General features: G+C 66.4%; 19 protein-coding genes and 1 pseudogene. 14 read left to right on the top strand and 6 right to left on the bottom strand.

The genetic code is table 11. The features are described from left to right. The first annotated feature begins 5 nt into the window (after positions 1–5). Complete coding sequence (locus tag ACFQZZ_RS09390; RefSeq protein WP_378678302.1) at positions 6–1,712, top strand: alpha/beta hydrolase; 1,707 nt, start codon at positions 6–8, stop codon at positions 1,710–1,712. A 79-nt stretch (positions 1,713–1,791) separates the two neighbouring features. Here the strand turns inward: ACFQZZ_RS09390 and ACFQZZ_RS09385 are convergent, their stop codons facing one another. Beyond that, entirely contained in the window at positions 1,792–2,082 is a 291-nt protein-coding gene (locus tag ACFQZZ_RS09385) for a YiaA/YiaB family inner membrane protein (protein WP_378676937.1), read from the bottom strand. Positions 2,083–2,417: 335 nt separating this feature from the next. Here ACFQZZ_RS09385 and ACFQZZ_RS09380 point away from each other — a divergent pair, with 335 nt between their 5' ends. The 3 genes from ACFQZZ_RS09380 (at position 2,418) to ACFQZZ_RS09370 (ending at position 5,307) form a co-directional block, all read left to right on the top strand. Next, positions 2,418–4,151: an alpha/beta hydrolase gene (locus tag ACFQZZ_RS09380; protein ID WP_378676934.1), complete on the top strand. Its 1,734-nt coding sequence runs from the start codon at positions 2,418–2,420 to the stop codon at positions 4,149–4,151. Positions 4,152–4,183: 32 nt separating this feature from the next. Continuing rightward, positions 4,184–4,792: a CPBP family intramembrane glutamic endopeptidase gene (locus tag ACFQZZ_RS09375; protein WP_378676931.1), complete on the top strand. Its 609-nt coding sequence runs from the start codon at positions 4,184–4,186 to the stop codon at positions 4,790–4,792. Positions 4,793–4,911: 119 nt separating this feature from the next. Continuing rightward, entirely contained in the window at positions 4,912–5,307 is a 396-nt protein-coding gene (locus ACFQZZ_RS09370; RefSeq protein WP_378676928.1) for a sterol carrier family protein, read from the top strand. Between the two features lie 121 nt (positions 5,308–5,428). Here the strand turns inward: ACFQZZ_RS09370 and ACFQZZ_RS09365 are convergent, their stop codons facing one another. Then, positions 5,429–6,769: a YhgE/Pip domain-containing protein gene (locus ACFQZZ_RS09365; RefSeq protein ID WP_378676926.1), complete on the bottom strand. Its 1,341-nt coding sequence runs from the start codon at positions 6,767–6,769 to the stop codon at positions 5,429–5,431. 145 nt (positions 6,770–6,914) lie between these two features. On the opposite strand from ACFQZZ_RS09365, the gene purF reads away from it, so the two are divergent. From purF to purM, 6 genes and pseudogenes are all read left to right on the top strand, one after another. After that, positions 6,915–8,498 carry an amidophosphoribosyltransferase gene (purF, locus tag ACFQZZ_RS09360; protein ID WP_378676925.1) on the top strand — a complete coding sequence of 528 codons (1,584 nt, stop codon included), beginning with the start codon at positions 6,915–6,917 and terminating at the stop codon, positions 8,496–8,498. A gap of 525 nt (positions 8,499–9,023) precedes the next feature. After that, positions 9,024–10,604: an ABC transporter substrate-binding protein gene (locus ACFQZZ_RS09355; RefSeq protein WP_378676923.1), complete on the top strand. Its 1,581-nt coding sequence runs from the start codon at positions 9,024–9,026 to the stop codon at positions 10,602–10,604. Between the two features lie 152 nt (positions 10,605–10,756). Then, a complete protein-coding gene (locus ACFQZZ_RS09350) occupies positions 10,757–11,749 on the top strand; it encodes an ABC transporter permease (protein ID WP_378678299.1) in 993 nt (330 codons plus the stop codon). Continuing rightward, positions 11,749–12,702 (top strand): annotated as a pseudogene (locus tag ACFQZZ_RS09345) (ABC transporter permease); the annotation flags it as partial. The gene ACFQZZ_RS09350 and the pseudogene ACFQZZ_RS09345, both read left to right, overlap by 1 nt. A 211-nt stretch (positions 12,703–12,913) precedes the next feature. Beyond that, positions 12,914–14,608, top strand: a complete 1,695-nt coding sequence (locus ACFQZZ_RS09340; RefSeq protein WP_378676920.1) for an ABC transporter ATP-binding protein — start codon at positions 12,914–12,916, stop codon at positions 14,606–14,608. A gap of 254 nt (positions 14,609–14,862) precedes the next feature. Continuing rightward, positions 14,863–15,942 carry a phosphoribosylformylglycinamidine cyclo-ligase gene (gene purM, locus ACFQZZ_RS09335; protein WP_378676917.1) on the top strand — a complete coding sequence of 360 codons (1,080 nt, stop codon included), beginning with the start codon at positions 14,863–14,865 and terminating at the stop codon, positions 15,940–15,942. 167 nt (positions 15,943–16,109) lie between these two features. Here purM and ACFQZZ_RS09330 read toward each other — a convergent pair whose 3' ends face one another. The 4 genes from ACFQZZ_RS09330 to ACFQZZ_RS09315 all read right to left on the bottom strand — a co-directional run bounded on the left by ACFQZZ_RS09330 (position 16,110) and on the right by ACFQZZ_RS09315 (position 19,442). Beyond that, a complete protein-coding gene (locus ACFQZZ_RS09330; protein ID WP_378676915.1) occupies positions 16,110–16,328 on the bottom strand; it encodes a DUF3073 domain-containing protein in 219 nt (72 codons plus the stop codon). A gap of 174 nt (positions 16,329–16,502) precedes the next feature. Further along, complete coding sequence (locus ACFQZZ_RS09325; RefSeq protein ID WP_378676913.1) at positions 16,503–17,456, bottom strand: asparaginase; 954 nt, start codon at positions 17,454–17,456, stop codon at positions 16,503–16,505. Between the two features lie 123 nt (positions 17,457–17,579). Then, positions 17,580–18,281 carry an MOSC domain-containing protein gene (locus ACFQZZ_RS09320; RefSeq protein ID WP_378676911.1) on the bottom strand — a complete coding sequence of 234 codons (702 nt, stop codon included), beginning with the start codon at positions 18,279–18,281 and terminating at the stop codon, positions 17,580–17,582. Between the two features lie 45 nt (positions 18,282–18,326). Continuing rightward, positions 18,327–19,442 carry a YgfZ/GcvT domain-containing protein gene (locus ACFQZZ_RS09315; RefSeq protein ID WP_378676908.1) on the bottom strand — a complete coding sequence of 372 codons (1,116 nt, stop codon included), beginning with the start codon at positions 19,440–19,442 and terminating at the stop codon, positions 18,327–18,329. Positions 19,443–19,627: 185 nt separating this feature from the next. Here ACFQZZ_RS09315 and ACFQZZ_RS09310 point away from each other — a divergent pair, with 185 nt between their 5' ends. From ACFQZZ_RS09310 to ACFQZZ_RS09295, 4 genes are all read left to right on the top strand, one after another. Then, positions 19,628–20,548 (top strand): aminodeoxychorismate lyase, encoded by a 921-nt coding sequence (locus ACFQZZ_RS09310; protein WP_378676906.1) that lies wholly within the window; start codon positions 19,628–19,630, stop codon positions 20,546–20,548. A 181-nt stretch (positions 20,549–20,729) separates the two neighbouring features. Then, positions 20,730–22,223: a cytochrome ubiquinol oxidase subunit I gene (locus ACFQZZ_RS09305; RefSeq protein WP_378676903.1), complete on the top strand. Its 1,494-nt coding sequence runs from the start codon at positions 20,730–20,732 to the stop codon at positions 22,221–22,223. Positions 22,224–22,466: 243 nt separating this feature from the next. Continuing rightward, positions 22,467–23,516: a cytochrome d ubiquinol oxidase subunit II gene (gene cydB, locus ACFQZZ_RS09300; RefSeq protein ID WP_378676900.1), complete on the top strand. Its 1,050-nt coding sequence runs from the start codon at positions 22,467–22,469 to the stop codon at positions 23,514–23,516. Positions 23,517–23,518: 2 nt separating this feature from the next. Beyond that, a complete protein-coding gene (locus ACFQZZ_RS09295; protein ID WP_378676897.1) occupies positions 23,519–25,453 on the top strand; it encodes an ABC transporter ATP-binding protein/permease in 1,935 nt (644 codons plus the stop codon). Positions 25,454–25,492 lie beyond the last annotated feature (39 nt).

Genomic DNA, 25,492 nt, shown 5'->3' with positions numbered 1-25,492 from the left:
GCAGGATTGTCGGCGCCGTCGAGCGTTTCTTCCACCCCAACTATGTCGGGCTCGTCGTTGCCACCGTTTTCTTCGCTTGGTCGCTGACCCCGTCACTGCTGCCGCGTGATTGGCTGTTCGAGGGCTTGGTCAGCGGCATCAACGCGGCCATCGGCTACGGCGTCGGGTGTGTGCTGGAGTGGGTGTATCGCCGGTGGATTCGGCCCAGCGTGCAGTTGCCCGCATCTGTCACGCATGTGCTGGAGCAGCGGCCGAACTGGCTACCCGGCGCGGTCAGGGTCGCGATCGTTGTGGCATGCGTTGTCGTCGCGGTCGAGATGCTGGTGCAGTCGGCGCGGTGGCAGCGCGAGATCACCACGCTGATGGGGATGGATCCCACGACCACCTCGGGGTTTCTGCGCACCGGCGCGTTGAGCGCTCTTGTGTGCGCGATCGCCATCGGGCTGTTTCGTGGCGTCAGGTGGTTGGTGCGCTGGGTTGCCGGTGAGCTGACCAGATGGGTGCACATCCCGCGCCGGGTGGCGATGCCGGTCGGCTTCGTGCTCGTCGCGATTGCCGCGATCCTGCTGTTCAACGGTGTGCTGTCCAAAGCCTTTTTCAGCGTGGCGAATTCGGCTTTCAGCGTGCGCAACAGCCACACCTCGCCGAATGCCGTGCAACCGCAGGGTCCGGAGCGTTCCGGTAGTCCGGCATCGATGGCGAAATGGGAGACGCTCGGCTCGGAGGGGCGCTGGTTCGTGTCCTACGGTCCGGACGCCGCCACTATCAGCCAGGTCACCGGCAAGCCGGCGCGCGAGCCGATTCGGGTGTACACGGGACTCGAATCCGCTGACGGCCCGGAGGCTCAGGCGGAACTCGCGGTGGCGGAGTTGGAGCGCACCGGTGCGTTCGACCGCAAGGTGCTTGTCGTGGTGACCACGACGGGCACCGGATGGGTCGACTCGACCAGCGCCGAATCCGTCGAGATGATGTACGGCGGCGATACCGCGATCGTCGCCAGCCAGTATTCGTATCTGCCGAGCGTGCTGTCGTTCCTCTCGGACAAGGCCAAGGCGACGCAGGCCGGAAAGCTGGTGTTCGACAAGGTTTATGAGCATTGGTCGGCGCGGCCCGCGCAGGCGCGGCCGAAGCTGCTCGTCTACGGCGAGAGCCTCGGCTCGCAGGGTTCGGAAGCCGCCTTCTCCGGCCTTGCCGATATCCGGGCGAAGGCCGACGGAGTGCTCTGGGTCGGGCCGCCGAACTCGAATCGGCTGTGGAGCGAGTTGACCACGCGCCGCGATCCAGGGGCGCCGGAGATACTGCCGACCTACGCGGACGGCCTGGTTGTCCGCTTCGCCGACGATCGCGGTGATCTGGCGAAGCCGTCGGACACCTGGCTGGCGCCGCGCATCGCCTACCTGCAGCATGCTTCCGACCCGGTGATCTGGTGGTCGCCCGATCTGCTGTTCGAGGAACCCGACTGGCTGCGCGAACCGCGCGGGCCGGATGTGTCGCCGACGATGGCCTGGTATCCGATCGTCACGTTCTGGCAGGTCGCCGCCGACCTGCCCAACGCGCAAGGCGTCGCCGACGGGCACGGTCACCGCTACGGCTCGCTGGTATTGGACGGCTGGGCGGCGATCACGCGGCCGCCGGATTGGTCGGCGGAGCTGTCGGATCGGATCCGGGCCTACCTGGAGCAGTCGGCCGTGCGCGAGCGCGAGCTCAAATAGCGAGCGTGAGCTCGAGCGGCAACGCACCACCTGAGCGGACCTGGACCCCTCGTTGCCGGGCCCGCCCAGGTGAGCGCCGTCAGGCGACGGTTTTGAACGGATCGTGCTCAGCGATCAGTTTTTCCATCCGCGCCTCGTCGATGCGGCTGCGTACGCTCGCGGTCTCCTGCTGGTCGCGAACCACCTTCGCCAAGGTGAAGGTGCTCGATACCAGGAACAGGACCGACATCGCGAGGAAGCCGCGCTGTGCGAAGTCCAGTGGTAGATAGAAGATGCCGACGCCGGTCCCGAAGAAGCTGACGCCGAACGCGATCGCGGCCTGCGCGAGGAAGGCCGAGGTGGTCTTCGGCTGTGCGTCGGGTGTGCTCATGGGTACCGAGTCTGCTGGCCGGGCGGCACGTGCGACCGGGTACAACTACTCGAGCGCGATGGGTAATTGCCGCGCGCGGGGTAATCGCTTGGGTACCTGGGTGATTGGGCGATCTGTCGGGTATCTCGACCAACACGCCCACTACGCCTACCAGGCGTGCGTTTCACGAGCCGCGCGTCGAGCACTGTGATCTGCGTCGAGGTCACCGCGTGGCGGCCGGCCAACGCGCCCCGATGACGTAGCCCACCGCCATACTGTTCGGGTGATGATCGTTACGGACCCGCCGACGCCACCCGTGCCCGACCGCGGCACCGTGCGGTCACGCTGAGCCGATCGTGCTCGAGACCGACACGACCTTGACGAAGCTGCGTGCGCGCGGCCTCGTTGTCGTGCGGCGGGCCGAGGACATCATCGATCTGAACTATGTCGGGCTGATCGTCGCGACGGTGTTCTTCGCACTGTCGGTGACGCCCTCGCTGGTACCGCGCGACTGGCTGTTCCAGGGCCTGATCAGTGGCGTCAACGCCGCGCTCGGCTACGGCCTCGGCTGCATGCTGGAATGGCTGTTCCGCCTGTGGATTCGGCCGCGGCTGAAGGTTCCCGGGCCACCGACCTGGGTGCGCTACGCGCTGAAATCCGCCATCCTGCTGACCGCCGCACTGAGCGCGGGGCTGATGCTGGTGCAGTCGGCGCGCTGGCAACGGGAGATCACCGCGCTGATGGACATGGAGGGCACCACAACGCCCGCCTACCTGCGCACCGGACTGCTCAGCGTGGCCGTCGGCGCGGCGATGGTCGCGGTGTACCGGACGCTGCGCGAGATCATCCTGTTCCTGGCCCGCCAGCTCAACCGCTGGGTACGGGTGCCGCGCGAGCTCGCGCCGACCGCGGGGTTCCTGGTGCTGGTACTGCTGGTCGTCACCATCTTCAACGGCGTGGCATCCCGCGCCTTCTTCGCCGTGGCCAACTCGGCATTCAGCGTGCGCAACGATCACACCTCGCCCAACGCGGTGCAGCCGTATCAGTCCGAGCGGTCCGGCAGCCCGGCGTCATTGGCGAAATGGGATTCGCTCGGTTTCGAGGGACGGTGGTTCGTTTCGCACGGTCCCTCCGCCAATCGGATCGCGGCGGTCACGGGCCGGCAGGCCCGCGAGCCGATCAGGGCCTATGTGGGATTGGAGTCGGCAGCCGACGGCGAGGCGCAGGCGCAGCTGGCGGTGTCCGAGTTGGAGCGCACCGGGGCATTCGACCGGAAGGTGATCGTGGTGGTCACCACCACCGGCACCGGCTGGGTGAATTCGATGGCGACCGGGGCGATCGAGTACATGTACGGCGGCGATACCGCGATCGTCGCCTCGCAGTACTCGTATCTGCCCAGCGTGCTGTCGTTCCTCGCCGACCGAGGCAAGGCCATGGACGCGGGCAAGAGAATTTTCGACGCGGTGTACGAGCATTGGAAGGCGCGGCCGCCGCAGTCACGGCCGAAACTGCTGGTGTACGGGGAGAGCCTGGGTTCGCAGGGCTCGGAGGGGGCCTTCGACGGGCTTGCGGATCTGCGGGCGAAGGTGGATGGAGCGCTGTGGGTCGGCCCGCCGAACTCCAATCGGCTGTGGCAGCAGTTCGTTTCGCGGCGCGACCCCGGTTCCCGGGAGGTGCAGCCGGTGTACGCGGACGGCCTTGTCGTCCGATTCGCCAGCGACAGTGCCGATCTCGCCAGACCGGGTCCCGAATGGCGGTCCCCGCGCATCGCCTATCTGCAGCACGCCTCCGATCCGATCGTGTGGTGGTCACCCGATCTGATCCTCTCCCAACCGGATTGGCTCTCGGAGCCACGCGGCTCGGACGTCTCCTCGCAGATGCGCTGGTGGCCCTTCGTCACCTTCTGGCAGGTGGCCGCCGATCTCACCAATGCTCAGGGCGTCACCGACGGCCACGGGCACCGCTATGGCAGCCTGGTGCTGGACGGCTGGGTGGCCGTCGCGCAACCACCGGATTGGACCGCGGAACTGTCCGACAAGATCCGCAGGCAGCTCGAGGCGGCGGAGGACTACGAGCGGGAGATCAAGTGAGTGCCGGTGGCATCGCGAAAAGCGTTGCTGCCGTGACTGCTCCGTTGATATGGAGCAATTGGCTGCTGCCGCGCCTCGGCCTCGACATGCGCGGCAGGACCGCGGCCAACGCGGGGTTCGCGACAGGGTACGCGCTGGTGTTCGATGGCAGGGCGAACTGGTCGTCGGTTCGCGGACTGCGCTACGGGCTTGCCTCGGCATCCGTTGTTGTCGCGGGTTACAGTGCGGCTGTTGCCATTCCGGAAGTGCGACGTCGGCTACGCCAGTTCGCCGACCGCGGCCCGGATGTCACGCCGGCGGAATGGATTGTCGTGCACATCCCGATCGGCACCGTCTACAGCGAGGAGCTGATCTTCCGCGGCACCCTGGATCCACTGCTGGACAATACCTTCGGCTCGCGCGCGGGAATTCTTCTCGGCGCGAGCACCTTCGGGCTGTGGCATATCCAGCCCGCGCGCGCCGCGGGCGACAGTGTCCCGGCGACCGTCGCCGCCACCGCGCTCGGCGGACTCGTCCTCGGCATGCTCCGCCGCCGTACCGACAGTGCCACCGCCCCTGCCCTGCTGCACCTGGCCATCAACGCGGGCGGGGCGCTCGCGCCACGGCTCGCTGTTCGATGGGCTCGTCGCTCGACCTCCTGATCAGTCGGCAAGACGGTGGTTTCGATATGCGATGGCCCGGCACAGGCGTGGCGGTGAGCAGGCGAGCGGCACGTCCCGGGCAACAGGTCCCACCGGGTCGTTCAGTAATCTCGGTTGTCGTGGCGGGACGTGGAACGGTGGATCCGGCAGCGGTCAGGGCAGCGGTTATGGCGGTGTCCGACTGGCTGCGCGATGAATCGGCCCCCGAACCTGGCCGCACCGAGCTCGCGGCCGCCGTACGTACCAGCGTGCGCGCTCTCGCGGCCTCGGCGCCTGGTCATTCGGTGGAGGTGCGGGTGCCACCGTTCGTCGCGGTGCAGTGCATCGAAGGTCCGCGCCACACCAGGGGCACGCCCCCGAATGTGGTGGAGACCGACCCACGCACCTGGCTGCTGCTGGCTACCGGCCTGCTCGATTTCGCCGCCGCCGTTGACGTCGGCGCGGTGACCGCCTCCGGTAATCGCGCTGCCGAGGTAGCACACTGGCTGCCGATCCTGAGCGTTGCCAGGGATTGAGCGGATCTGGGTCGGCCCACCTGCGTCGCCGGTAAGTCGTTCACGCGGTTGCTGATTCGGTGACATGGCGGTGCGGACCAGCAATGCTGCTCGAACCGGGCACGGCGTGGCGTGCGGCCGATCAGGCGGTCGCCGTTCGGGTGGTGGCGCTGCGGTGCATGCCCTTGTGGTCGTAGTAGCGGGTGATGACGGCGCCCAAGACGAGGCCGACGGCGAGGCCGAGTGCGGCCATCCAGACGCCGCGGGACATACCGGCGGCGGAGTTGCCATCGAAGTAGAGGATGGCGCGGACGCCGAGGTAGACCTGGTGCATCGGCTCGAACTCGGCCAGCCAGCCCAAGTACTTCGGAGTGGCCTCGATCGGTACCGTGCCGCCCGAGGAGGGCAGGCCGAGGACGATGAACAAGATCAGGTTGACCAGCAGTCCCGCGGAGCCGATTGCGGCGAGCACCGAAAGGCCGGTAATGCCGACAGCGATGATCGCGAACGCGCTGTAGAGGAACAGGCCGAGCGGATGGTCGATCGGCATGCCGAGCGTTTTGGCGACGATGAGGAAGATCGCCGCGACGACATTCGCGGTCAGCACCATCACGCCCCACTTGATCAGCAGCGTCCGGAATCGGGAGATCGGTGTCGGCGGGAAATGCACGAACCAAGGCCCGAACTCGGTCGGCACGAAACCAAGCGCCGCATCGATCATCGTGTGAATGGTCATAGAACCGACCAGACCGGCCAGCAGCAGTAGCAGGGCGAAGAAGAAGGCGGTGAGGCCCTCGCCGGTTCCGCTCGGCAGAGGTCGGAAGGGTTCGACGACGATCTGCAGCGGATTCGCCAGTGCGACTCGGGTGGCTGCGGTCAGCTCCGGCCCGCCGGGCGGCGGCGTCAGCTGGGCATGCACCTGTTCGGTCAGCTGCTTGCCGACCTGCGCGTTCACCTGCGGCAGCGCCTGGGCGCCGATGCGGTTGACGATCTGGGTGGCGAAGGCGCCGGTGCGCGGATTGGTCTGCAGGGTGATGATCGGGCGCTCGATATCACCGGGTATCACGCTGCCTGCGCCGAAAATGACGAGCCGCTTACTGAAATCGCTCGGAATGATGATGGCGCCGTAGATCTTGCCGCTCTGCATCTGGAGCTGGGCCTCGTTGATGCCGAGCACCCGGAGGTCGATTTGGCCGGCGGGCACGGCCTGCTTCAGGCCGTCGGCCACCTGGTCGCCGAAGGTGACGCGTTTCTCCTGGCCAGGCGCACCGATGGTGTCCCCGACATCCTGGTTGACCAGGGCGATGGGGAAGTCGTGCAGGTTCCCCTCCGGATCGACGACATAGTCCAGGTACATGATGGCGAGCAGCGTGGTCAGCAGGGTCAGTACCGCGACAGGGAGCAGCACCATGCGCAGCCAGCGGTGACGCTGCGACCCTCCGGAATTGCCCTCCGCCGTGCCCCCACTGTCGGTAGTCGTCACGGGTCGCACGGTAACAGCTGACCGGGTCGGAATATACGCAGCTCGCCACGGTGATTGCTGCACGGATGCGGCGTCGGTGATCACGCACAGAAATTCACCCGTAGAATGACGGTTGCCCCCAGCCCGCCCGAACAGGGAGCAAACGGTGACCAACGCCGAACTGCCGGTCGACAGACTTTCCGACGCCCCGGATCAGGACGAGAACGAGCCACGCGAAGAGTGTGGTGTGTTCGGAGTCTGGGCGCCGAGTGAGGACGTGGCCAAGCTCACTTACTACGGCTTGTATGCGTTGCAGCACCGTGGTCAGGAGGCGGCGGGCATCGCCGTTTCCGATGGTTCGCAGATCCTGGTTTTCAAGGATCTGGGACTGGTCAGCCAGGTGTTCGACGAGCAGACCCTGGCCGCGATGCCGGGTCATATCGCCATCGGCCACTGCCGCTACTCCACCACCGGCGGCGTCACCTGGGAGAATGCCCAGCCGATCTTCCGCACCACCGCTGTCGGTTCCGGACTTGCCTTGGGCCACAACGGCAATCTGGTCAACACCTCCGAATTGGCAGGCCGGGCAAGGGAACTCGGGCTGATCGGCGGCGCGACGGTGGCGGGCGGCCGCCCCGCGCCGATCGCCGCGACCTCGGACTCCGACGTGGTGACCGCACTGCTCGCACACGCCGCCGCGGACTCGAGCATCGAGCAGGCGGCGATGGAGCTGCTGCCGACCCTGAAGGGTGCGTTCTGCCTCACCTTCATGGACGAGCACACCCTGTACGCCGCGCGCGACCCGCACGGTGTGCGGCCGCTGTGTCTCGGCAGGCTCGATCGTGGCTGGGTTGTTGCCAGCGAAACGGCCGCACTGGATATCGTCGGCGCCGCCTTCGTCCGTGAGATCGAACCGGGCGAACTGCTGGCGATCGACGCCGAGGGTGTCCGGTCGATGCGCTTCGCCAACCAGGAGCCCAAGGGCTGTGTCTTCGAATTCGTGTACCTGGCCAGGCCGGACAGCACCATCTCCGGTCGCTCGGTGCACGCGACCCGGGTGGAGATCGGGCGGCTGCTCGCCCATGAGCATCCGGTCGAGGCCGACCTGGTGATCCCGGTTCCGGAGTCCGGCACCCCCGCCGCGGTCGGCTACGCCCAGGGCTCGGGTGTGCCGTATGGGCAGGGCCTGATGAAGAACGCCTACGTCGGGCGCACCTTCATCCAGCCGAGCCAGACCATTCGCCAACTCGGCATTCGACTCAAGCTCAATCCGCTGCGCGAGGTGATCCGCGGCAAGCGGCTCATCGTTGTCGACGACTCCATCGTGCGCGGCAACACCCAGCGCGCGCTGATCCGAATGCTGCGTGAGGCAGGCGCATTGGAGATCCACGTGCGGATCGCCTCGCCGCCGGTGAAGTGGCCGTGCTTCTACGGCATCGACTTCGCCTCGCGGGCCGAGCTGATCGCCAACGGCGCGGGCGCGGAAGACAGCTACGCCGACATGGTGGAGGGTGTGCGCCGCTCGATCGGCGCCGACACCCTCGGCTACATCTCGACCGAAGGCATGATCGCGGCGACCGAACAGCCGCGCTCGCGACTGTGCTCTGCGTGCTTCGACGGCAACTACCCGATCGCGCTGCCGACCGAGGCGGCAATCGGCAAGAACGTGCTCGAGGGCATGCTCAGCGGGCAGTCCGAGGCAATGCTGTTGGGCGACAACGCGAATGCGAGCGCGCTCAGTCGTCCTTGAGCGGTTGTCGACCTCCCTGTTGTTCTGGGACCTCTCCGTCCTGAGAACTCGCGTGTTCGTACCCGCGAAAGCCGGGTTCTACGGTGGGTCTATGCGCCCTGCCGCGCCCTACTGATCCCGCGTCGAGTCCGCGACGACGAAGCCTGGCGTCGGGTTATCCGGCAGTCGGGTAAACCGGCTGATCGATTGCGTTGGTTTGGGTCCCGAGCGACTGGGTACCGGCCATCGGCTGTCCCTGCTCGTGATATGGCCTCCTCGAGACACCGTCGCGGTGGTTTCGGCGCGAACCTGGTCATTTGACCGGTGAGCGGGGGCGGCCTCTGCGCGATATGCAACGGCTGATAACGCCCCGGCAATTTTTCTTTGAAAACGCAACCTGTCGGAAATGGATCGTGGGTACGGTCCCCGGTTATATCGGAAGTTCACCGTGTCCGTACCGGGCCTGTGATCCAGGAGAACGCGGTGCGGCGCTCGAGAAGTGGGGCCCTGATGTTGGTTTCAAGGACGCCTGGAGAACGAAAGCGGATGCGAGCATGCGCGGCCGTCGGCGCGGCAGCGCTGCTGGCCGCTGGACTGGCCGGCTGCGGTTCCGGACGGACCGGGGATGGCGGTGACGGTGCCGGGTTGGTTGCCGGCACCACGGACAAGATCTTCTCGTTGGATCCCGTTGCCGCGTACGACAATGGATCGCTGCTGGTCGAGACCCAGATCTATTCGTATCTGCTGAACTTCACCCCCGGCGATGCCACCCCGAAACCGGACGCCGCGGAGAAGTGTGAGTTCACCACGCCGACCGTGTACACCTGCAAGCTGAAGTCCGGGCTGAAGTTCGCCAACGGGAATCCATTGACCGCCACGAGCGTCAAGTTCTCCTTCGACCGGATGGTCAAGATCAACGACCCCAACGGGCCCGCCTCACTGCTCGGCAACCTGGACAAGACCGACGCCGTCGACGACCTGACCGTCGCGTTCACCCTGAAGGTGGCCAACGACCAGACCTTCCCGGCGATCCTGCCGACCCAGGCCGGTCCGATCGTTGACGAGAAGGTCTATCCGGCCGACAAGGTCATGGCCGACGAGGACGTGGTGAAGGCCAAGGGCTACTCCGGGCCCTACACCATCGCGAGCTACGACAAGAACAAGCTGGTCGAGTACAAGGCGTACCCGGACTACAAGGGCATCCTCGGCACCCCGAAGACCTCGACGATTTCCACCAAGTACTACGCCACCTCCGACAACATGAAGCTCGACCTGCAGAACGGTGCGCTCGACGTCGGCTACCGGTCCTTCACTCCGACCGACATCGAATCACTGCGCGGCAACGACAAGGTCAAGGTGTACGACGGTCCCGGCGGTGAGCTGCGGTACATCGTGTTCAACATGAACACCATGCCGGGCGGTACGCCGGAGCAGAAGCTCGCGGTGCGCAAGGCCATGGCGTCCTCCATCGACCGTCCCGCACTGGCCGAGGGTGTCTACAAGAACACCTACAAGCCCGCGTACGGCTATGTACCGCAAGGTATGCCGGGTGCCGCGGAGCCGCTCCAAGAGCTCTACGGCGCGAAGCCCAACAAGGACGCGGCCGCCAAGTTCCTCGCCGACGCGGGCGTCGCGACGCCGGTCGAGCTCAACCTCCAATACAACCCGGATCACTACGGTTCGAGCAGCTCCGAGGAGTACGCGGCGATCAAGTCGCAGCTGGAGGCATCCGGGCTGTTCAAGGTGAACCTGCAATCCACCGAATGGGTTACCTACCAGCGTGAACGTGCGCGTGACGGCTACCCGCTCTATCACTTCGGCTGGTTCCCGGACTTCCCGGACGCAGACAACTACCTGACCCCGTTCTTCGCGCCGAACAACTTCCTGCAGTCGCACTTCGAGGAGGCGAAGATCACCGCGCAGCTCACCGCGGAGGTGACGGAGCCGGACAAGGACAAGCGCGTCAAGTTGATCGAGGCGGTGCAGCGTGACCTGGCGCAGAACTACCTGCCGACGCTTCCGTTGTTGTCGGGCAAGCAGATTGCGGTAGCGAATCCCAAGGTGCAGGGGGTGCCGCAGACACTCGACGCCTCGTTCAAGTTCCGCTACACGGTACTGAGCAAGTGACATCTGATGAAGCCGGGCTCGAGGCATCGCTAGCGACTGCTCGCAGGTCGCTCGAAACGGCACCGCCTCGAGCCCGGCGGTTCGGGCTGCCGCGCCGCGTCAAGGGGGGTGGCGGGGACTCCCGTCAGCTTGCACTGTTGCGGTACTTGGTGATTCGGCTACTGCTGATCCTGCCGACCGCGTGGATTCTGGTGACGGTCGTGTTCTTCCTGATGCGGGTGATCGGCGATCCGATCAGTGCGGCGATGGGCGGTCGCATGACCCAGGAGCAGATCGAAGTGCGCAAGGAAGCGGCCGGGTTGAACCGGCCGATCCTGACCCAGTACTGGGAGTACATCCGCGGGTTGATGCACGGGGATTTCGGTCACTCCCAAGACAATCGGCAGATCAGCGAGGTGGTCACGACCTACGGTGCCGCGACACTCGAGCTGGTGTTCTGGGCACTGCTCGTGGCCTTCGCGGTGGGCGTTCCGCTGGGCAGATACGCGGCGACACATCGTGATTCGACCGCTGACGCCGGGTTGCGCATGTTCGCCATCCTGGCCTACGCGGCGCCGGTCTTCTTCGTCGGCATGCTGCTGAAGTTGATCTTCGCGGTGAAACTGGACTGGCTGCCGGTCGCGGGCCGGGCCAGCACCCCGGTGGAGCTCGAACTGCAGCACGTTTCGCCGAAGACCAACATCATGGTGATCGACGCGATCCTCTACGGCGACACCAGCTATCTCGTCGATGTGCTGAAACACGCTGTGCTGCCGGCGATCGCGCTCGGCCTGCTGACCGCGGGCATCTTCCTGCGGCTGGTGCGCATCAATCTGATCCAGACCCTGCGCAGCGATTACGTGGACGCCGCGCGGGCCCGCGGGCTCTCCGCGCGGGTGGTGACCGGCCGACATGCCGTGCGCAACGCGATGATTCCCATCGTCACGGTGATGGGCATGTACATCGCGATGATGCTGGGCGGGGCGGTGCTCACCGAGACGACCTTCGAGTGGAAGGGGCTCGGCTATCAGCTCGCGGAATATCTGCATCAACGTGACTTCATCGCGGTGCAGGGCATCGTCGCGTTCGTCGCACTCGCCGTCGCGGCCATGAGCTTCCTGGTGGATGTCGTCGTCGCGCTGATCGATCCGAGGGTGAGGTTCTGATGACCGCACCGGAATTGGCCAGCGAGCCGCTGGTCGTGCCACCGGTACCGCCGAACGTCCGCAGGCGGTTGCCGGGGCTGCGACTGTTCACGATGACCGCTGGGCTGCAGCGAGTGACCCTGATGGTCGGTCTCGGCCTGGTCGCGTTGTTCGTGCTGACGGCGATCCTGGCGCCCTTGATCGCCCCGTACGGGCTTGCCCAGAACTCTTCCGACGGTGTCGCTTTCGTTGCGCAGCAACCGCCGTCGGGGCAGCACTGGTTCGGCACATCGGTCCGGAGTGAAGACGTGTTCTCCCGGGTGATCTACGGTGCTCGCACCGCGCTCTATGTGATCGCGATCTCGCTGACGCTGTCGTTGCTCATCGGCGTGCCGCTCGGTCTGGTGTCCGGATATGTCGGCCGCTGGGTCGACCGGATACTCGTGCTCTTCATGGACGCCATCTACGCGTTCCCGACGCTGCTGCTCGCGATCGTCGTGTCGATCGTGGTGGCAGGCGGCCAGTCGAGCAGCTTCGGCGGCGTGCTTTCGGCCGCGGTCGCGATTACGGCGATCTATGTGCCGCAGTACTTTCGGGTGGTACGCAACGCCACGGTCGCGGTGAAGAACGAACCGTACGTGGATGCCGCACGGGTCACCGGCGCCTCCACCACGCGAATCCTGTTCCGGCACATCCTCGCCAACGTCACCCAGTCGTTGCCGGTGATCATCACCCTCAATGGCGCCGACGCGATCCTGACGTTGGCCGCCCTCGGCTTCCTCGGTTTCGGCATCGAGCCGACCCAGGCCGCCGAATGGGGCTACGACCTGAACAAGGCGCTCAACGATGTCTCCAACGGCATCTGGTGGACCAGCATCTTTCCCGGTACCGCCATTGTTCTCGTGGTGCTCGGGATGACCTTGGTCGGAGAGAGCCTCAATGAGGCCCTCAACCCGCTGCTGCGGACCCGCCGTGCCGTTGCGATGTCCGCGGACGACAGCGTTGCGGCCGCCGAGGTGGACGGTGCCGCCGAGGTGGACGGTGCCGAGAATCCCACTGCCGCAGCGGAAACCGATGCGGATGCGGGCGAGGCAGCGGCCGATGGCGGCGGTACCTCGCTGGACAAGGATGCTGCTGCTGATGGCGGTGCCGAAGCAGGCGGCGCAGTGCGGAAGGACAAGACCGATGAGTGAGCCGTCCGTGGTTGCCGATCGCCGACCTGCGTTGTCGATCGAATCGCTGTCGGTGACGTTCGCCACCGACGCCGGGCCCGTCCATGCCGTCAGCAATGTGTCCTATGAGGTATTCCCCGGCGAGGTCCTCGCCATCGTGGGGGAGTCGGGTTCCGGGAAGTCGGTGAGCTCCCGCACGGCGATGGGGTTGCTGCCCGCCACGGCGCGGGTGCGCGGCCTGGTCACTCTCGGCAGCGAGGCCATCACCTCGATGAGCGAGAAGCAGCTCACCGCGTTGCGCGGTGGTGCGATCTCGATGGTGTTCCAGGAGCCAGGCCTCGCGCTCGATCCGCTGTTCACCGTCGGCTTCCAGATCGGCGAGGCGCTGCGGGCCCACAGCGATATGGGTCGCAAGGCGGCCAAAGCGCGTGCGGTGGAACTGCTTCGGCTGGTCGGGCTGCCCGACCCGGAGCATCGGGTGGACTACTACCCGCATCAACTCTCGGGCGGGCAGAAGCAGCGCGTGGTGATCGCCATCGCCATCGCCTGCGAGCCGAAGGTGATCATCGCCGACGAGCCGACCACCGCACTCGATGTCACCGTGCAAGCCGAAATCCTGGAGCTGCTGCGGGATCTGCGCGATCGCATCGGCAGCGCCATCGTGCTCATCACCCACAACATGGGTGTGGTCGCCGACCTCGCCGACCGGGTCGTGGTGATGCGCGACGGCCGGGTGGTGGAGGAGGCCGCGGTGGACGAGCTGTTCGCGAATCCGCGTGCGGACTACACCCGTGCGTTGCTCGCGGCGGTGCCCCATCTCGGCACCGCACAGCTCGAGCACGGCCCGCCGAAAGATGTGACGATCGCGGGCGACCCGGTGCTCGAGGTGTCCGACCTGGTGGTCCAGTTCCCCGGACCGTTCGGCAGGCCGCCGTTCCGCGCGGTGGACAACGTGAGCCTGTGCATCGGGCCAGGCGAGACGCTCGGTCTGGTCGGTGAATCGGGATCGGGCAAGTCGACCATCGGCCGCTGTGTCGCCGCGCTACAACGCCCGACGTCGGGGATTGTCCGAGTCCGTGGGCAGGACATCGCCAAGCTGTCGCAACGGCAGCTGCGGCCGATCCGGCGCCGCTTCGGCTTCGTCTTCCAAGACCCGGCCAGCTCGCTCAATCCGCGGCTCACCGTCGGCGACTGCGTCGCCGAACCGCTGATCGTGCACAAGATGGGTAGCGCGGCACAGATCCGCGAGCGGGTACGGCACCTGCTCGAGGACGTGCAACTGCCCGCGGGGACCGACCGCCGCTATCCGCACGAGCTGTCCGGTGGTCAGCGTCAGCGCGCCAGCCTGGCGCGGGCGCTGGCGCTTGACCCCGATCTGCTGGTCGCCGACGAGCCGACCAGTGCGCTGGATGTGTCGGTGCAAGCCGCCGTGCTCGAGCTGTTCGGGCAGCTGCAACGTGAATGCGGGTGGGCCTGCCTGTTCATCAGCCACGATCTCGCCGTGGTCGACCAGTTGGCTGATCGGATCGTGGTGCTGCGCGACGGCGCGGTCGTCGAACAGGGCGATCGGAATCGGATCCTGCGGGCGCCGCAGGAGGAGTACACACAACGCTTGGTCGCCGCGGTGCCGGTTCCCGATCCTGTGGAACAGCGCCGTCGTCGAGCCGAGACGGCGAGCCTGTTCACGACCGAGTTGGGAGATGAATGATCGCGCACGCACACCGGCGGCGGACATGCATGACGCGACAATCGATTTCGCTCGCTCATGGATAACTCGTCGGGTGCGCCCGAAACAGGTCGAGCACTCACCCGCCGGTCCGGTGCTCGAGGCTCGCGGCACCCAATACCGGCAAAAGACCCGGAGAGGCGGACAAGCGCTAATACCGGTGCGTGCTCGTTATCCGGCTCCGGTAGCGTGATCAGGCATCTATCCGCCGATTCGGTTTGGAGCTTTCCCCGAAAATGACTGAACAGACACCCAGTGGCGCCGGTGCCTCCTACGCCGCAGCCGGCGTGGACATCGAGGCCGGTGACCGCGCCGTCGAGTTGTTCGGACCATTGGCGAAGAAGGCCAGCCGTCCCGAAGTCCAGGGTGGGCTCGGCGGATTCGCCGGACTGTTCGCGCTGAAGGGTGGCTACCGCGAGCCGCTGCTCGCCGCCTCGACCGACGGCGTCGGCACCAAGATCGCGATCGCGCAGGCCATGGACAAGCACGACACCGTCGGGCTCGACCTGGTCGCCATGGTCGTCGACGATCTGGTGGTGTGCGGCGCCGAGCCGCTGTTCCTGCAGGACTACATCGCCGTCGGCAAGGTAGTGCCGGAGCGGGTCGCCGAACTGGTCTCCGGTATCGCCGACGGCTGCGTACAGGCAGGCTGCGCGCTGCTCGGTGGCGAGACCGCCGAGCACCCCGGCCTGATGGATCCTGACGACTACGACCTGTCCGCGACCGGTGTCGGTGTGGTCGAGGCCGACGCGGTGCTCGGCCCGGACCGGGTGCGGCCCGGCGACGTGGTGATCGCGATGGGCGCGTCGGGCCTGCACTCCAATGGCTACAGCCTGGCCCGCAAGGTGCTGCTCGACATCGACCGGATGTCGCTGACCGGGCACGTCGAGGAGTTCGGTCGCACGCTCGGCGAGGAACTGCTCGAGCCGACCAGGATCTACGCCAAGGACTGCCTTGCGCTGATCGCCGAAACCGATGTGCGCACCTTCGCACACGTCACCGGTGGCGGACTGGCCGCCAACCTGGGCAGGGTGCTGCCCGCGGGTCTGGTCGCCGAACTCGATCGTGGCACCTGGAATCCCGCGCCGGTCTTCAAGATGATCGCCCAGCGCGGCCGGGTCGAGCGGGTGGAGATGGAGAAGACCTTCAACATGGGCGTCGGGATGGTTGCTGTCGTCGCGCCGGAGGACGTCGACCGGGCGCTTGCGGTACTGACCGCGCGGCACATCGAATGCTGGACCCTCGGCACCGTCAAGAAGGCCAAGGATGCGGACGCGTTGCGTGCGGTCCTGGTCGGCGAGCACCCGAGGTTCTGACAGACCGCTGAACGCACAACAGAGTCCCGCATCGGATGATGCGGGACTCTGTTGTCGTATGCAGGTAATTCTGTTGCAGGCCTAGATGGTTGCGTCCGCCGACACAGGGTCGATCGACGCATGAAAGCGGGGGAGGCCAGGGCCTCCCCCTCGTACGTTGACGTGTGTCAGCGGCGCCAGTCGTCGTAATTATCGTCGCCGTCCCAGCGGGACCGCGACTCGTCGACATCGTGCTCGTCGGAGATCACATCACTGCGCTGCGCGGTGTGGGGAGCACTGCTACCCGCCAACTCGCGCTGAAGGCTCGTGAAGTCGGTCGACGGAGAGCTGTACTTCAGCTCGCGTGCGACCTTGGTCTGCTTTGCCTTAGCCCGGCCACGGCCCATGGCTGACCCCCTCGCGTCACTGCGGGGCGGCCTGGGGTGGTTTGGCGGCCCCGTTCGAATTGATATCTTCCTGACAGACACTTTAGCGTGTGTCCGGCGGTCTCGCTTCCAGGAGTGGGTGAAGAACTCGTCACGAGGTGCCGTTTGCCAGGTTGTCGCCCTCGGCGCTGGTGCCTACAGCACCCCGGGGATGGCACGGATAACGCCCACTCTGGCACCGCCGCCGAGTACCGCGGGGGCCGCGAGCTCGGTATGCGCGTCGGTCCAATCGATGCCCATTCGGTGCAAAATGGCCAGCGTCAGGGGGATTCGAGCCCGATCGTGGCCGTCATCGATCTTGTATGCGAAGGCGGTTCCGTCCGGCAGCGCACCGGCGTGCACGCCGTCGGCGCCGATCTTGCAGACCAGTCCGGGGGTTGCCTGCATAGTCAATAAATCGGGCGCGTTCGTGCCGGAAATCACTCGCGGATGAGCGCGAATCGCGTCGGCGACGCGCCGTTCCGGTGCCGCGGGGTCGGCTGTTGCCATGGTCGCGAACGCGCGTGCGAGATTGACCAGCGAAACCGGGATGATCGGCAGCCCGCAGCCATCGATACCGAGATCGGTCTCCGGTTCCCCGGTGAGCTCGGTGATGGTGGCGATCACCGACTGCTGCAGCGGGTGCGCCTCGTCGAGGTAGCCCTCGGTCGGCCAGCCGTTGACGGCACAGGTGGCAAGCATCGCCGCATGCTTGCCGGAACAGTTCATGTAGACCGGGCTCGGCGCAACGGATCCGGCGAGCGCCGCGGCCCGTGCCCGTTCGTCCGACGGCAGGTCGGGCGGGCATTCGAGGGCCTTCTCGCCGAACCCGAACCGTTCGAGCAGTCTGCGCACCAGCGCGACATGGTCCTGCTCGCCGTAGTGCGAGGCCGTCGCGATGGCCAGCTCCGCGTCGTCGAGGGGCTCGAAGCCGTTGCGCAGCAGAGTGATCGCCTGCAACGGTTTGTTGGTGGAGCGCGGGAAGATCGGCACGTGCACCTCGCCGAGTGCGAGAGTGGGCTCGCCGTCTCGGCCGAGGATCACGGCCGACCCGCGATGTACGCATTCACGGAAACCGGAACGCACGACCTCGACGAGTTCGACACTCACGACTCCACCTCGCTGACGCTCGGTTCCGTCGTGCGCGACGCACACTGTGACATGGTTCGCTCGCTGCGCTCACTCACGACTCCACCTCGCTGACGCTCGGTTCCGTCGTTCCTGCGCGCTGACTCATCGCTGCACTCCCGTCGCAAGGTCGTCGGCCCGATGTTGCTCGGCGCGTTGCTGGTTCGCATGTCGGCGCACGTGCCGCTCGACCTGCATCCGGACATCGTCGGATATCGACGGCTCGGCCGTCAGCAGCAACTCGAGCCGGTCGAGGTCGGTACCGGTGAACAGGTCGCGGACAGTGACACCATGCTCGGGGATGTGCACCACCGTCACCTGGTCGCCGGCGCCGATCGTGCCTTCGGCCAGGACCCGAAGGTATGCCCCGGTATCGCTCTGGAGGGTGAAGCGCTTGACCCATTTGGCCTCGTTGGACCAGTGCTGGAAGGTGGCGCACGGCACTCGCGGGGCGCTCACTTCGAGCAACGTGTCGCCGATCGACCAGCGGGCGCCGATCACGGCGTCGCTGACCGCGAGCCCGGAGATCCGCAGGTTCTCGCCGAACCAGCCTGCGGGCAGTTCGCGGTCGAGCTCGTCTGCCCAGCGCAGGGCATCCGCCTCGGCGTAGGCGTATACGGCCTGATGGATGCCGCCGTGATTCTTGGTGTCGCACACGTGGTCGCCGTCGAGTCCGAGGGATCGCACCACCACCCGATCGGGCTGCGGCCGCTTGTCGATCGCGGTTTTGCCGACCCGGCCCGGCACCTCGAGTTCGGCGTGGACGACGCAGACCGCCAGCACGCGGGCGAAGTCATCGGGTGGCATCGGCACTGCCCCTCTCGGTGTCTGGTTTGTGCGTACCAACACAGCTCAGCGTCCGCGCAGGCGGTCGACCGCGAGCCTGCCTGCTTGTGGTGCGTCGTCCGCGGGCACCGAATCCGGATCGATCGCGGCGGCGCACGGCCCGGCGGTCAGCGCGGTATCGGCCGGGATGGTGCGCTTGATCAAGGCCAGGGCGATCGGGCCGAGTTCGTAGTGGTCGATGATGGTGCCGATCCGGCCGACCGCGCGTCCGCCCGCGGTGACGTCGTCGCCGACAGCGGGGCGATCGTCGGCGGAGCCGTCGAGGTGCAGCAGCAGCAGATGGCGCGGTGGTTTGCCGAGGTTGTGCACCCGGGCCACCGTTTCCTGTCCGCGATAGCAGCCCTTGTTCAGATGGACCGCGCCTTGCTCGGCAATGCCGCCGATCCAGTGCGCCTCGTGTGGGATGGTCCGCTCATCGGTGTCCAACCCGACGCGCGGGCGCAGTGCCGCGACGCGTAGCGCCTCGAAGGTCCACATGCCGACGGGTTCGGCGCCTGCGGCGGTCAGCCGGGTCCATAGGTCGGACAGCTGGTCACGCGGGATCACCAGATCGAAGGAATCGTCGGTGGGCCATGGCATCCGGCGCAGCAGACCGCCGCCGGGTAGTGGCACCGCGTCGTAGATGTCGGGCAGTGGCTCGGTCAGACCCAGGGTCTCGGTCAGCGTGCTCACCTGTGGGCCGAGCAGGCTCAGCACCGCGTAATCGGCTGCGTCGGGCTTGGCGTCGGCCCAGAAGACCATCTTCTTCAGGAATTCGAGCAGCGCGGGTCCGTGGTCGGCCTCGGTGTCGATCCACAGCGTGCCGTCCAGGTCGGTGAGCACGAAATGGTGCAGCACCCGGCCGTTGAGATCGAGATCCAGATTCTCCGCCGACTTCCGGTCGCCCAGGTTCGCGATGTGCTGGCTGCTGATGGTGTGCAGCCAGGTCAGCCGCTCGGCGCCGGTAATGCTCAGCACGAAACGATGCGACCGATCGACGATCGCCACCCGCTCGACTGCTGCGCGTTGCTCCCCGAACGGATCGCCGTAATGCCATGCGACGGCGGCATCCGGCGAACCGGCTGCTCCCGCGACGGCACCCGGGACAACAAGGATGGGGCTGGGTACAACGACCACGGACACGCCAACCACTCTAGGCGGCTGCCCAGGCGCGTGCCGTAGTCGGGCTGCCGGCGGGTGTTCGATCGGGGAGCTGCCCAGGCAACCACGACGTAGGAGTCGCGGTCGGTCGGATACCACCCTAAAAGCGGCCGCGAACATTGCCGTGACGTAGGCACGGCCAGCGAACAGGGCCTACGCTTCCACGCATGGTAGATCGAGTTTTGGTAACACTCGACGGCGCGGTCCGGGATGCGGACGCGCCGTTGTTATTTGCCGACGATATCGGCGTGCTTCGTGGTGACGGTGTCTTCGAGACGGTGCTGGTGCGGTCCGGCAATCCTTGTGCGATCGAGTTTCATCTAGGTCGGCTGCGGCGTTCGGCGCAGGCGCTGGACTTGCCCGAGCCCGAACTGGGGCGGTGGCGCGAGGCGGTCGAGCGGGCGGCGAAGGAATGGGGCACCGAACGCGAAGGTGTGATGCGACTGGTGTGCACGCGGGGCCGCGACACCGAACTGTCCGGGGCCAAGTCCACGGTCACCTCCGGTGATCTCGCCGCGGCGGTGCCGGTGCCCACCTCCTATGTGCTGGTGCTGCCGGTGCCGGAGCGGGTGCAGCAGGCCAGGACCGATGGTGTTTCGGTGGTGACGCTTTCGCGCGGCATTTCGGTGGATCTGGCGCAGGCCGCACCGTGGCAGCTGCTGGGTGCGAAGACGTTGTCCTATGCCTCCAATATGGCGGCACTGCGGTTCGCGCACCGGATGGGCGCCGACGACGTGATCTTCACCAGCACCGAGAACCGCGTGCTCGAAGGTCCGCGCTCGAGCGTGGTGATCGTGCGTGACAAGCAGCTGATCACCCCGCCCGCGAAGAACGGCATCCTGCCCGGCGTCACCCAGCGGGCACTGTTCGTCGAGGCCGAGAAAGCCGGCTGGAAGTGTGAGTACAAGTCGCTGTTCACCGCCGACCTGCTCACCTGCGACAGCATCTGGATGCTATCGAGCATCACCCTGGCCGCCAGGGTCAACTCGCTGGACGGTTTGCGCATGATGGCGCCGGACAATGTCGAGGAGATCATCGAGCTGGTCGACCGGGGCGTCAGCCGGGCCGGGGCGATCGGGGATTGGTGAGGAAATCGGGACTCCCTTCCGTGATCTTCGTCCTACTACGACGTGTAGGAGTTGTTGCCGAGCTCGGGAAATGAACTATCCGAGGCCGAAAACCCGGTGTGTCGTGGCGTAAGACTCCTTGATCGGTCAAGTCTCCGGCGTAGCCTTTACTACGACATGTCGTAGATCGGCTGGAGGTCGAATGAGCGTCCTGGACATCTCGCGCTGGCAGTTCGGCATCACCACCGTTTATCACTTCGTCTTCGTCCCGCTGACGATCGGCCTCGCGCCGCTCGTCGCGGGTATGCAGACCGCATGGGTGGTGACCGGCAAGGAGCACTGGTACCGGCTGACGAAGTTCTTCGGGAAGCTGTTCCTGATCAACTTCGCGCTGGGCGTGGCCACCGGCATCGTGCAGGAATTCCAGTTCGGGATGAACTGGAGCGAATACTCGCGCTTCGTCGGAGACGTGTTCGGCGCCCCGCTCGCGCTGGAGGCGCTCGTCGCGTTCTTCCTGGAGTCGACGTTCCTCGGCCTGTGGATCTTCGGTTGGACGCGGTTGCCCAAAAAGCTGCACCTGGCCACCATCTGGATGGTCGCCATCGGTGTGAACGCCTCCGCGTACTTCATCGTCGCGGCCAACTCGTTCATGCAGCATCCGGTCGGCGCCAGGTACAACCCCGAGCGTGGGCGGGCCGAGCTGACCAGCATCTGGGAGGTGCTGACCAACAACACGACACTCGCGGCCTTCCCGCACGTGGTGGCGGGCGCCTTCCTCACCGCGGGCACCTTCGTCGCGGGCATCTCGGGCTGGTGGATGGTACGGAACGCGCGCAGCGGCGATGCGACGAAAGTCGCCGAGGCGCGGGGGATGTGGCGTTCCGCCGGGCGCGCGGGCATGTGGGTGATCGTGGTGTCCGGCGTCGCCATCTTCTTCACCGGTGACATCCAGGGCAAGCTGATGTTCGAGCAGCAGCCGATGAAGATGGCGTCGGCGGAATCGTTGTGCCACACCGCTACCGATCCGGACTTCTCGGTCCTCACGGTGGGCACGCACAACAACTGCGACAGCGTCACGCACGTGCTAGAGGTGCCCTTTGTGCTGCCCTACCTGGCCGAGGGCAAGTTCAGCGACGTCACCCTGGACGGTGTGGTCGACCTGCAGCGGGCATACAACGAGAAGTTCGGGCCCGGCGACTACCGGCCCAACCTGTTCGTCACCTACTGGTCCTTCCGCGCCATGATCGGCCTGTCCGCCGGCGCGATCCTGCTGTGGCTGGTCGGCATGTGGCTGACCCGAGGCGGCCGTGTCGCCGATCAGCGCTGGTACTCGTGGCTGTGCCTGATCGCGATCCCGACGCCGTTCCTGGCCAACGCAGCAGGGTGGGTGTTCACCGAAATGGGCCGCCAGCCCTGGGTTGTCGCGCCGAACCCGACCGGCGACCCGCGGCTGCGGCTGATGGTGCAGCAGGGCGTCTCCGACCACGTCGCGGGCACGGTGATCACCTCGCTTGTGGTTTTCACCCTGCTCTACGGTGCGCTCGCGGTGGTGTGGTTCTACCTGATGCGCCGATATGTCATCGCAGGCCCCGAAGAGCCCGCGGCCGTCAGGTCCGACGATCGCGGACCGGACGACACACAGGGAGGGGGACGTCACCGTGCTGAAGACGTCGAGCAGCTTTCATTCGCTTATTAAAGCGTGCCGAACAACTCGTTCGACACCACCCTTCTCGGGTGTCCCTTGCCGTTGTCAGGCAGAGGTTCCTGCTTCATCGAGCCCAGTTTCACCAGTCCGACAAGCGGGCCGGCCAGCGCCGAATTCTCCACAGGCATTGATAACCCGGCCTCCCGCTTGGAGGTCCGGGACGTCGTTTCCGACGCAAGACCACTGTACGGCGGGGCACCGACAAGTTCGTTCGACGCAATCTAGGAGCCGACGATGAATCTGCAAGAGTTCTGGTTTTTGCTGATCGGCGTCTTGTTCACCGGCTACTTCGTGCTGGAGGGCTTCGACTTCGGTGTCGGGATGCTGATGCCGATCCTCGGTAAGGGCAGTGACGCGCGAAGGCGTGTGGTGCTCAACACCATCGGTCCGGTGTGGGACGGCAACGAGGTGTGGTTGCTGACGGCGGCCGGCGCGATGTTCGCGGCCTTCCCCGAGTGGTACGCGAGTCTGTTCTCCGGCTTCTACCTTGCGCTGTTGCTGGTGCTGGTCGCGCTGATCCTGCGAGTCTGTGCCATCGAATACCGGAGCAAGATAGACGATCCGAAGTGGCGGGCCCGCTGTGATATCGGCATCGGCATCGGCTCCTGGATACCGGCTTTGGCCTGGGGCTGGGTGTTCGCCAATGTGGTACGCGGAGTTCCGCTGAACGAGAAGAAGCAGATCGCGGGTTCGGTGTGGGATCTGCTCGGGCCGTACGCGTTGCTCGGCGGGCTCGCGACCGGGTTGCTGTTCGCGCTGCACGGAGCCGTTTTCCTGGTGTTGAAGACCGGCGGCGAAGTGCGTGAGGACGCGGTGAAGACGGTGCGGTTGCTGCTCATGCCGACGGCCGTGGTGGTGGGTGTCTTCGGTGTCTGGACCCAGCTCGCCTACGGCACCGGCTGGACCTGGATTCCTTTGGTGCTCGCGGTGATCGGACTCGTCGTCACCGGTGCCGCCTCGTTCGCCGATCGGGACGGCTGGGGGTTCACCGGCACCACGCTCACCGTCGCCGCGGCCACTGTGCTGCTGTTCGGTTCGCTGTACCCGAATGTGTTGCCCTCCACCATCAATGACCTGTTCAACCTCACCATCGACAATGCGTCGTCGACTCCGTACACGTTGAAGGTGATGAGCTGGGCGGCGGTGATCGTCACGCCGGTCGTGCTGGTCTACCAGGGCTGGACCTACTGGGTGTTCCGCAAACGCATCACGGTCGACCAGATTCCGCCGCCCATCGGTCTCCCGCTGGAATCGGCCCTCCCACCGGATTCGAACAAGGACTGATCATGGCTCGTCCGCCCGTCGATCCGCGCCTGTGGCGGCACGCTCGTTCGGCTCGCCGCTATCTGACGCTGAGTGTGGTGCTGTCACTGGTGATTACGGTTTCCATCGTGGTCACCGCGGTGGCACTGGCACGGGTGCTTGCCGGGGTCGTCACCGACCCCGGCCTGCGCACCCTCGGCGCGTGGGCGACCGAACTCGCTGTCATTGTCTGCGCGATCGGCTGTCGGGTGGTGGCCACCTGGGTGCAATCGCGGCTGGCGCATCGGGCGGGCGCCACGGTGGTGGCCGAACTGGAGACCGCGGTCCTGGCCACAGGCGCCCGCATGACACCCCGCGAACTCGAAACCCGCCGAACCGAACTAGCGGTCGTTGTCAGCACCGGCCTCACCGGCCTGCGCGGCTACCTCGTCGGCTATCTCCCGGCCCTGCTGCTCGCCTGCCTGGTGCCACCGGTCGTGCTGGCGGTCATCGCCGTCCACGACCCGATATCCGGTGTTATCGCCGTGATCACCCTGCCGCTCATCCCGGTCTTCATGATCCTGATCGGCCTGCTCACCCAGGGTCGTGCCGAAGCCACCCTCGCCGCAACCACCCGGCTGTCGGATCAACTGCTCGACCTGTTCGCAGGGATGCCTACGCTGCGGGCGCTCGGTCGGGAGCGCGGCGCCGGTGAATTCAGCGTTGGTGCGGCCGGATCCGGCAACGGCGCGGCCGGATCCGGCAACGGTGCGGCCGGATCCCGCGACAGCGCACCCGGGTCCGGCGATGGTGCTTCGGGATTCGACGCGCGGGTCGCAGTGGCAGACAAGGCCGCCGGCTCCGGTGGAATCCGGCGGAGCTCGATGGAGCATCGGGTACGCGAACTGGGGGATGCGCTGCGGCAGCGCACCATGCGGGCGCTGCGGATCGCCTTCCTGTCCTCCATGGTGTTGGAGATGCTCGCAACCCTGAGCGTCGCACTGATCGCGGTCTCCATCGGTTTACGGCTCGTCTACGGTGGCATGGGCCTGTATGCCGGATTGGTGGCACTGATCCTGGCCCCCGAGGTCTACCTGCCGCTGCGTATGGTCGGCGAGCGCTTCCACGCTGCCCAGGACGGAATGGCGGCAGCCGACAAGGCTTTTGCTGTGCTGGAACCGGATTCGGTGGCGGCCGAGCCGGGGTTGCCCGGATCCGGTGAGGTCGACCAGCGTCGTGTTTCCCGTGGCGATGGCGGGGATTTCGCAGGTGTGATCGAGATACGCGATCTCAGGGTGCGCGCCAGGGATGGCTTTGCGCCCGCCGGGCTGTCGGCGGTGCTGCGCCCCAATGCGGTAACCGTGCTTGCCGGTCCGAATGGGAGTGGGAAGACGACTGCGCTGCAAGTGATTCTGGGCCTTGTCACGCCGGACCACGGCATGGTGACCGTCGACGGCACCGACGTGCGCGAACTCGATGAGGACCGCTGGTGGTCCCACGTGGCCTGGCTGCCGCAGCGCCCGGTCCTGGTACCGGGAACCCTGCGCGAGAACCTCGAACTACTCGGCGCTCGCGCCGCCGACAAGTCGTCCATGGGTGCCGCGCGGGTCGTCGACGAGCTCGAAGCCGCTTGCATCGCAACCGGATTCGATGCGGTTCTGGCCGAGCTGCCGCACGGCTGGGACACGGTCGTCGGTACCGGCGGCGTCGGCCTGTCGCTGGGTCAGCGCCAGCGCCTTGCCCTCACCAGAGTGCTCGCCGCCGACCGCGCCGTACTCCTTCTCGACGAACCAACCGCCCACCTGGACCACCACAGCGAGGCCGCCGTACTGGCAGCCTTGAAACAACGCGCCAGCGCCGGAGCCACCGTCGTCATCATCGGCCACCGCCCCTCGGTCCTCGCCGCCGCGGACAGCATCGTGCCGGTCCACGCCACCACCGCCGAGCTGACTACATCGGTTGAGGGGGCTGGCCGATGATTGTCGGGATCCGTGGTGTCGCAAGGGCTTCAGCGCGAA

This window comes from Nocardia sp. GCM10030253 (assembly GCF_042675075.1).
Lineage (GTDB): Bacteria > Actinomycetota > Actinomycetes > Mycobacteriales > Mycobacteriaceae > Nocardia.
The sequence above is the reverse complement of the archived record's forward strand: the minus strand, read 5'-3'. Positions and strand labels throughout refer to the sequence as shown.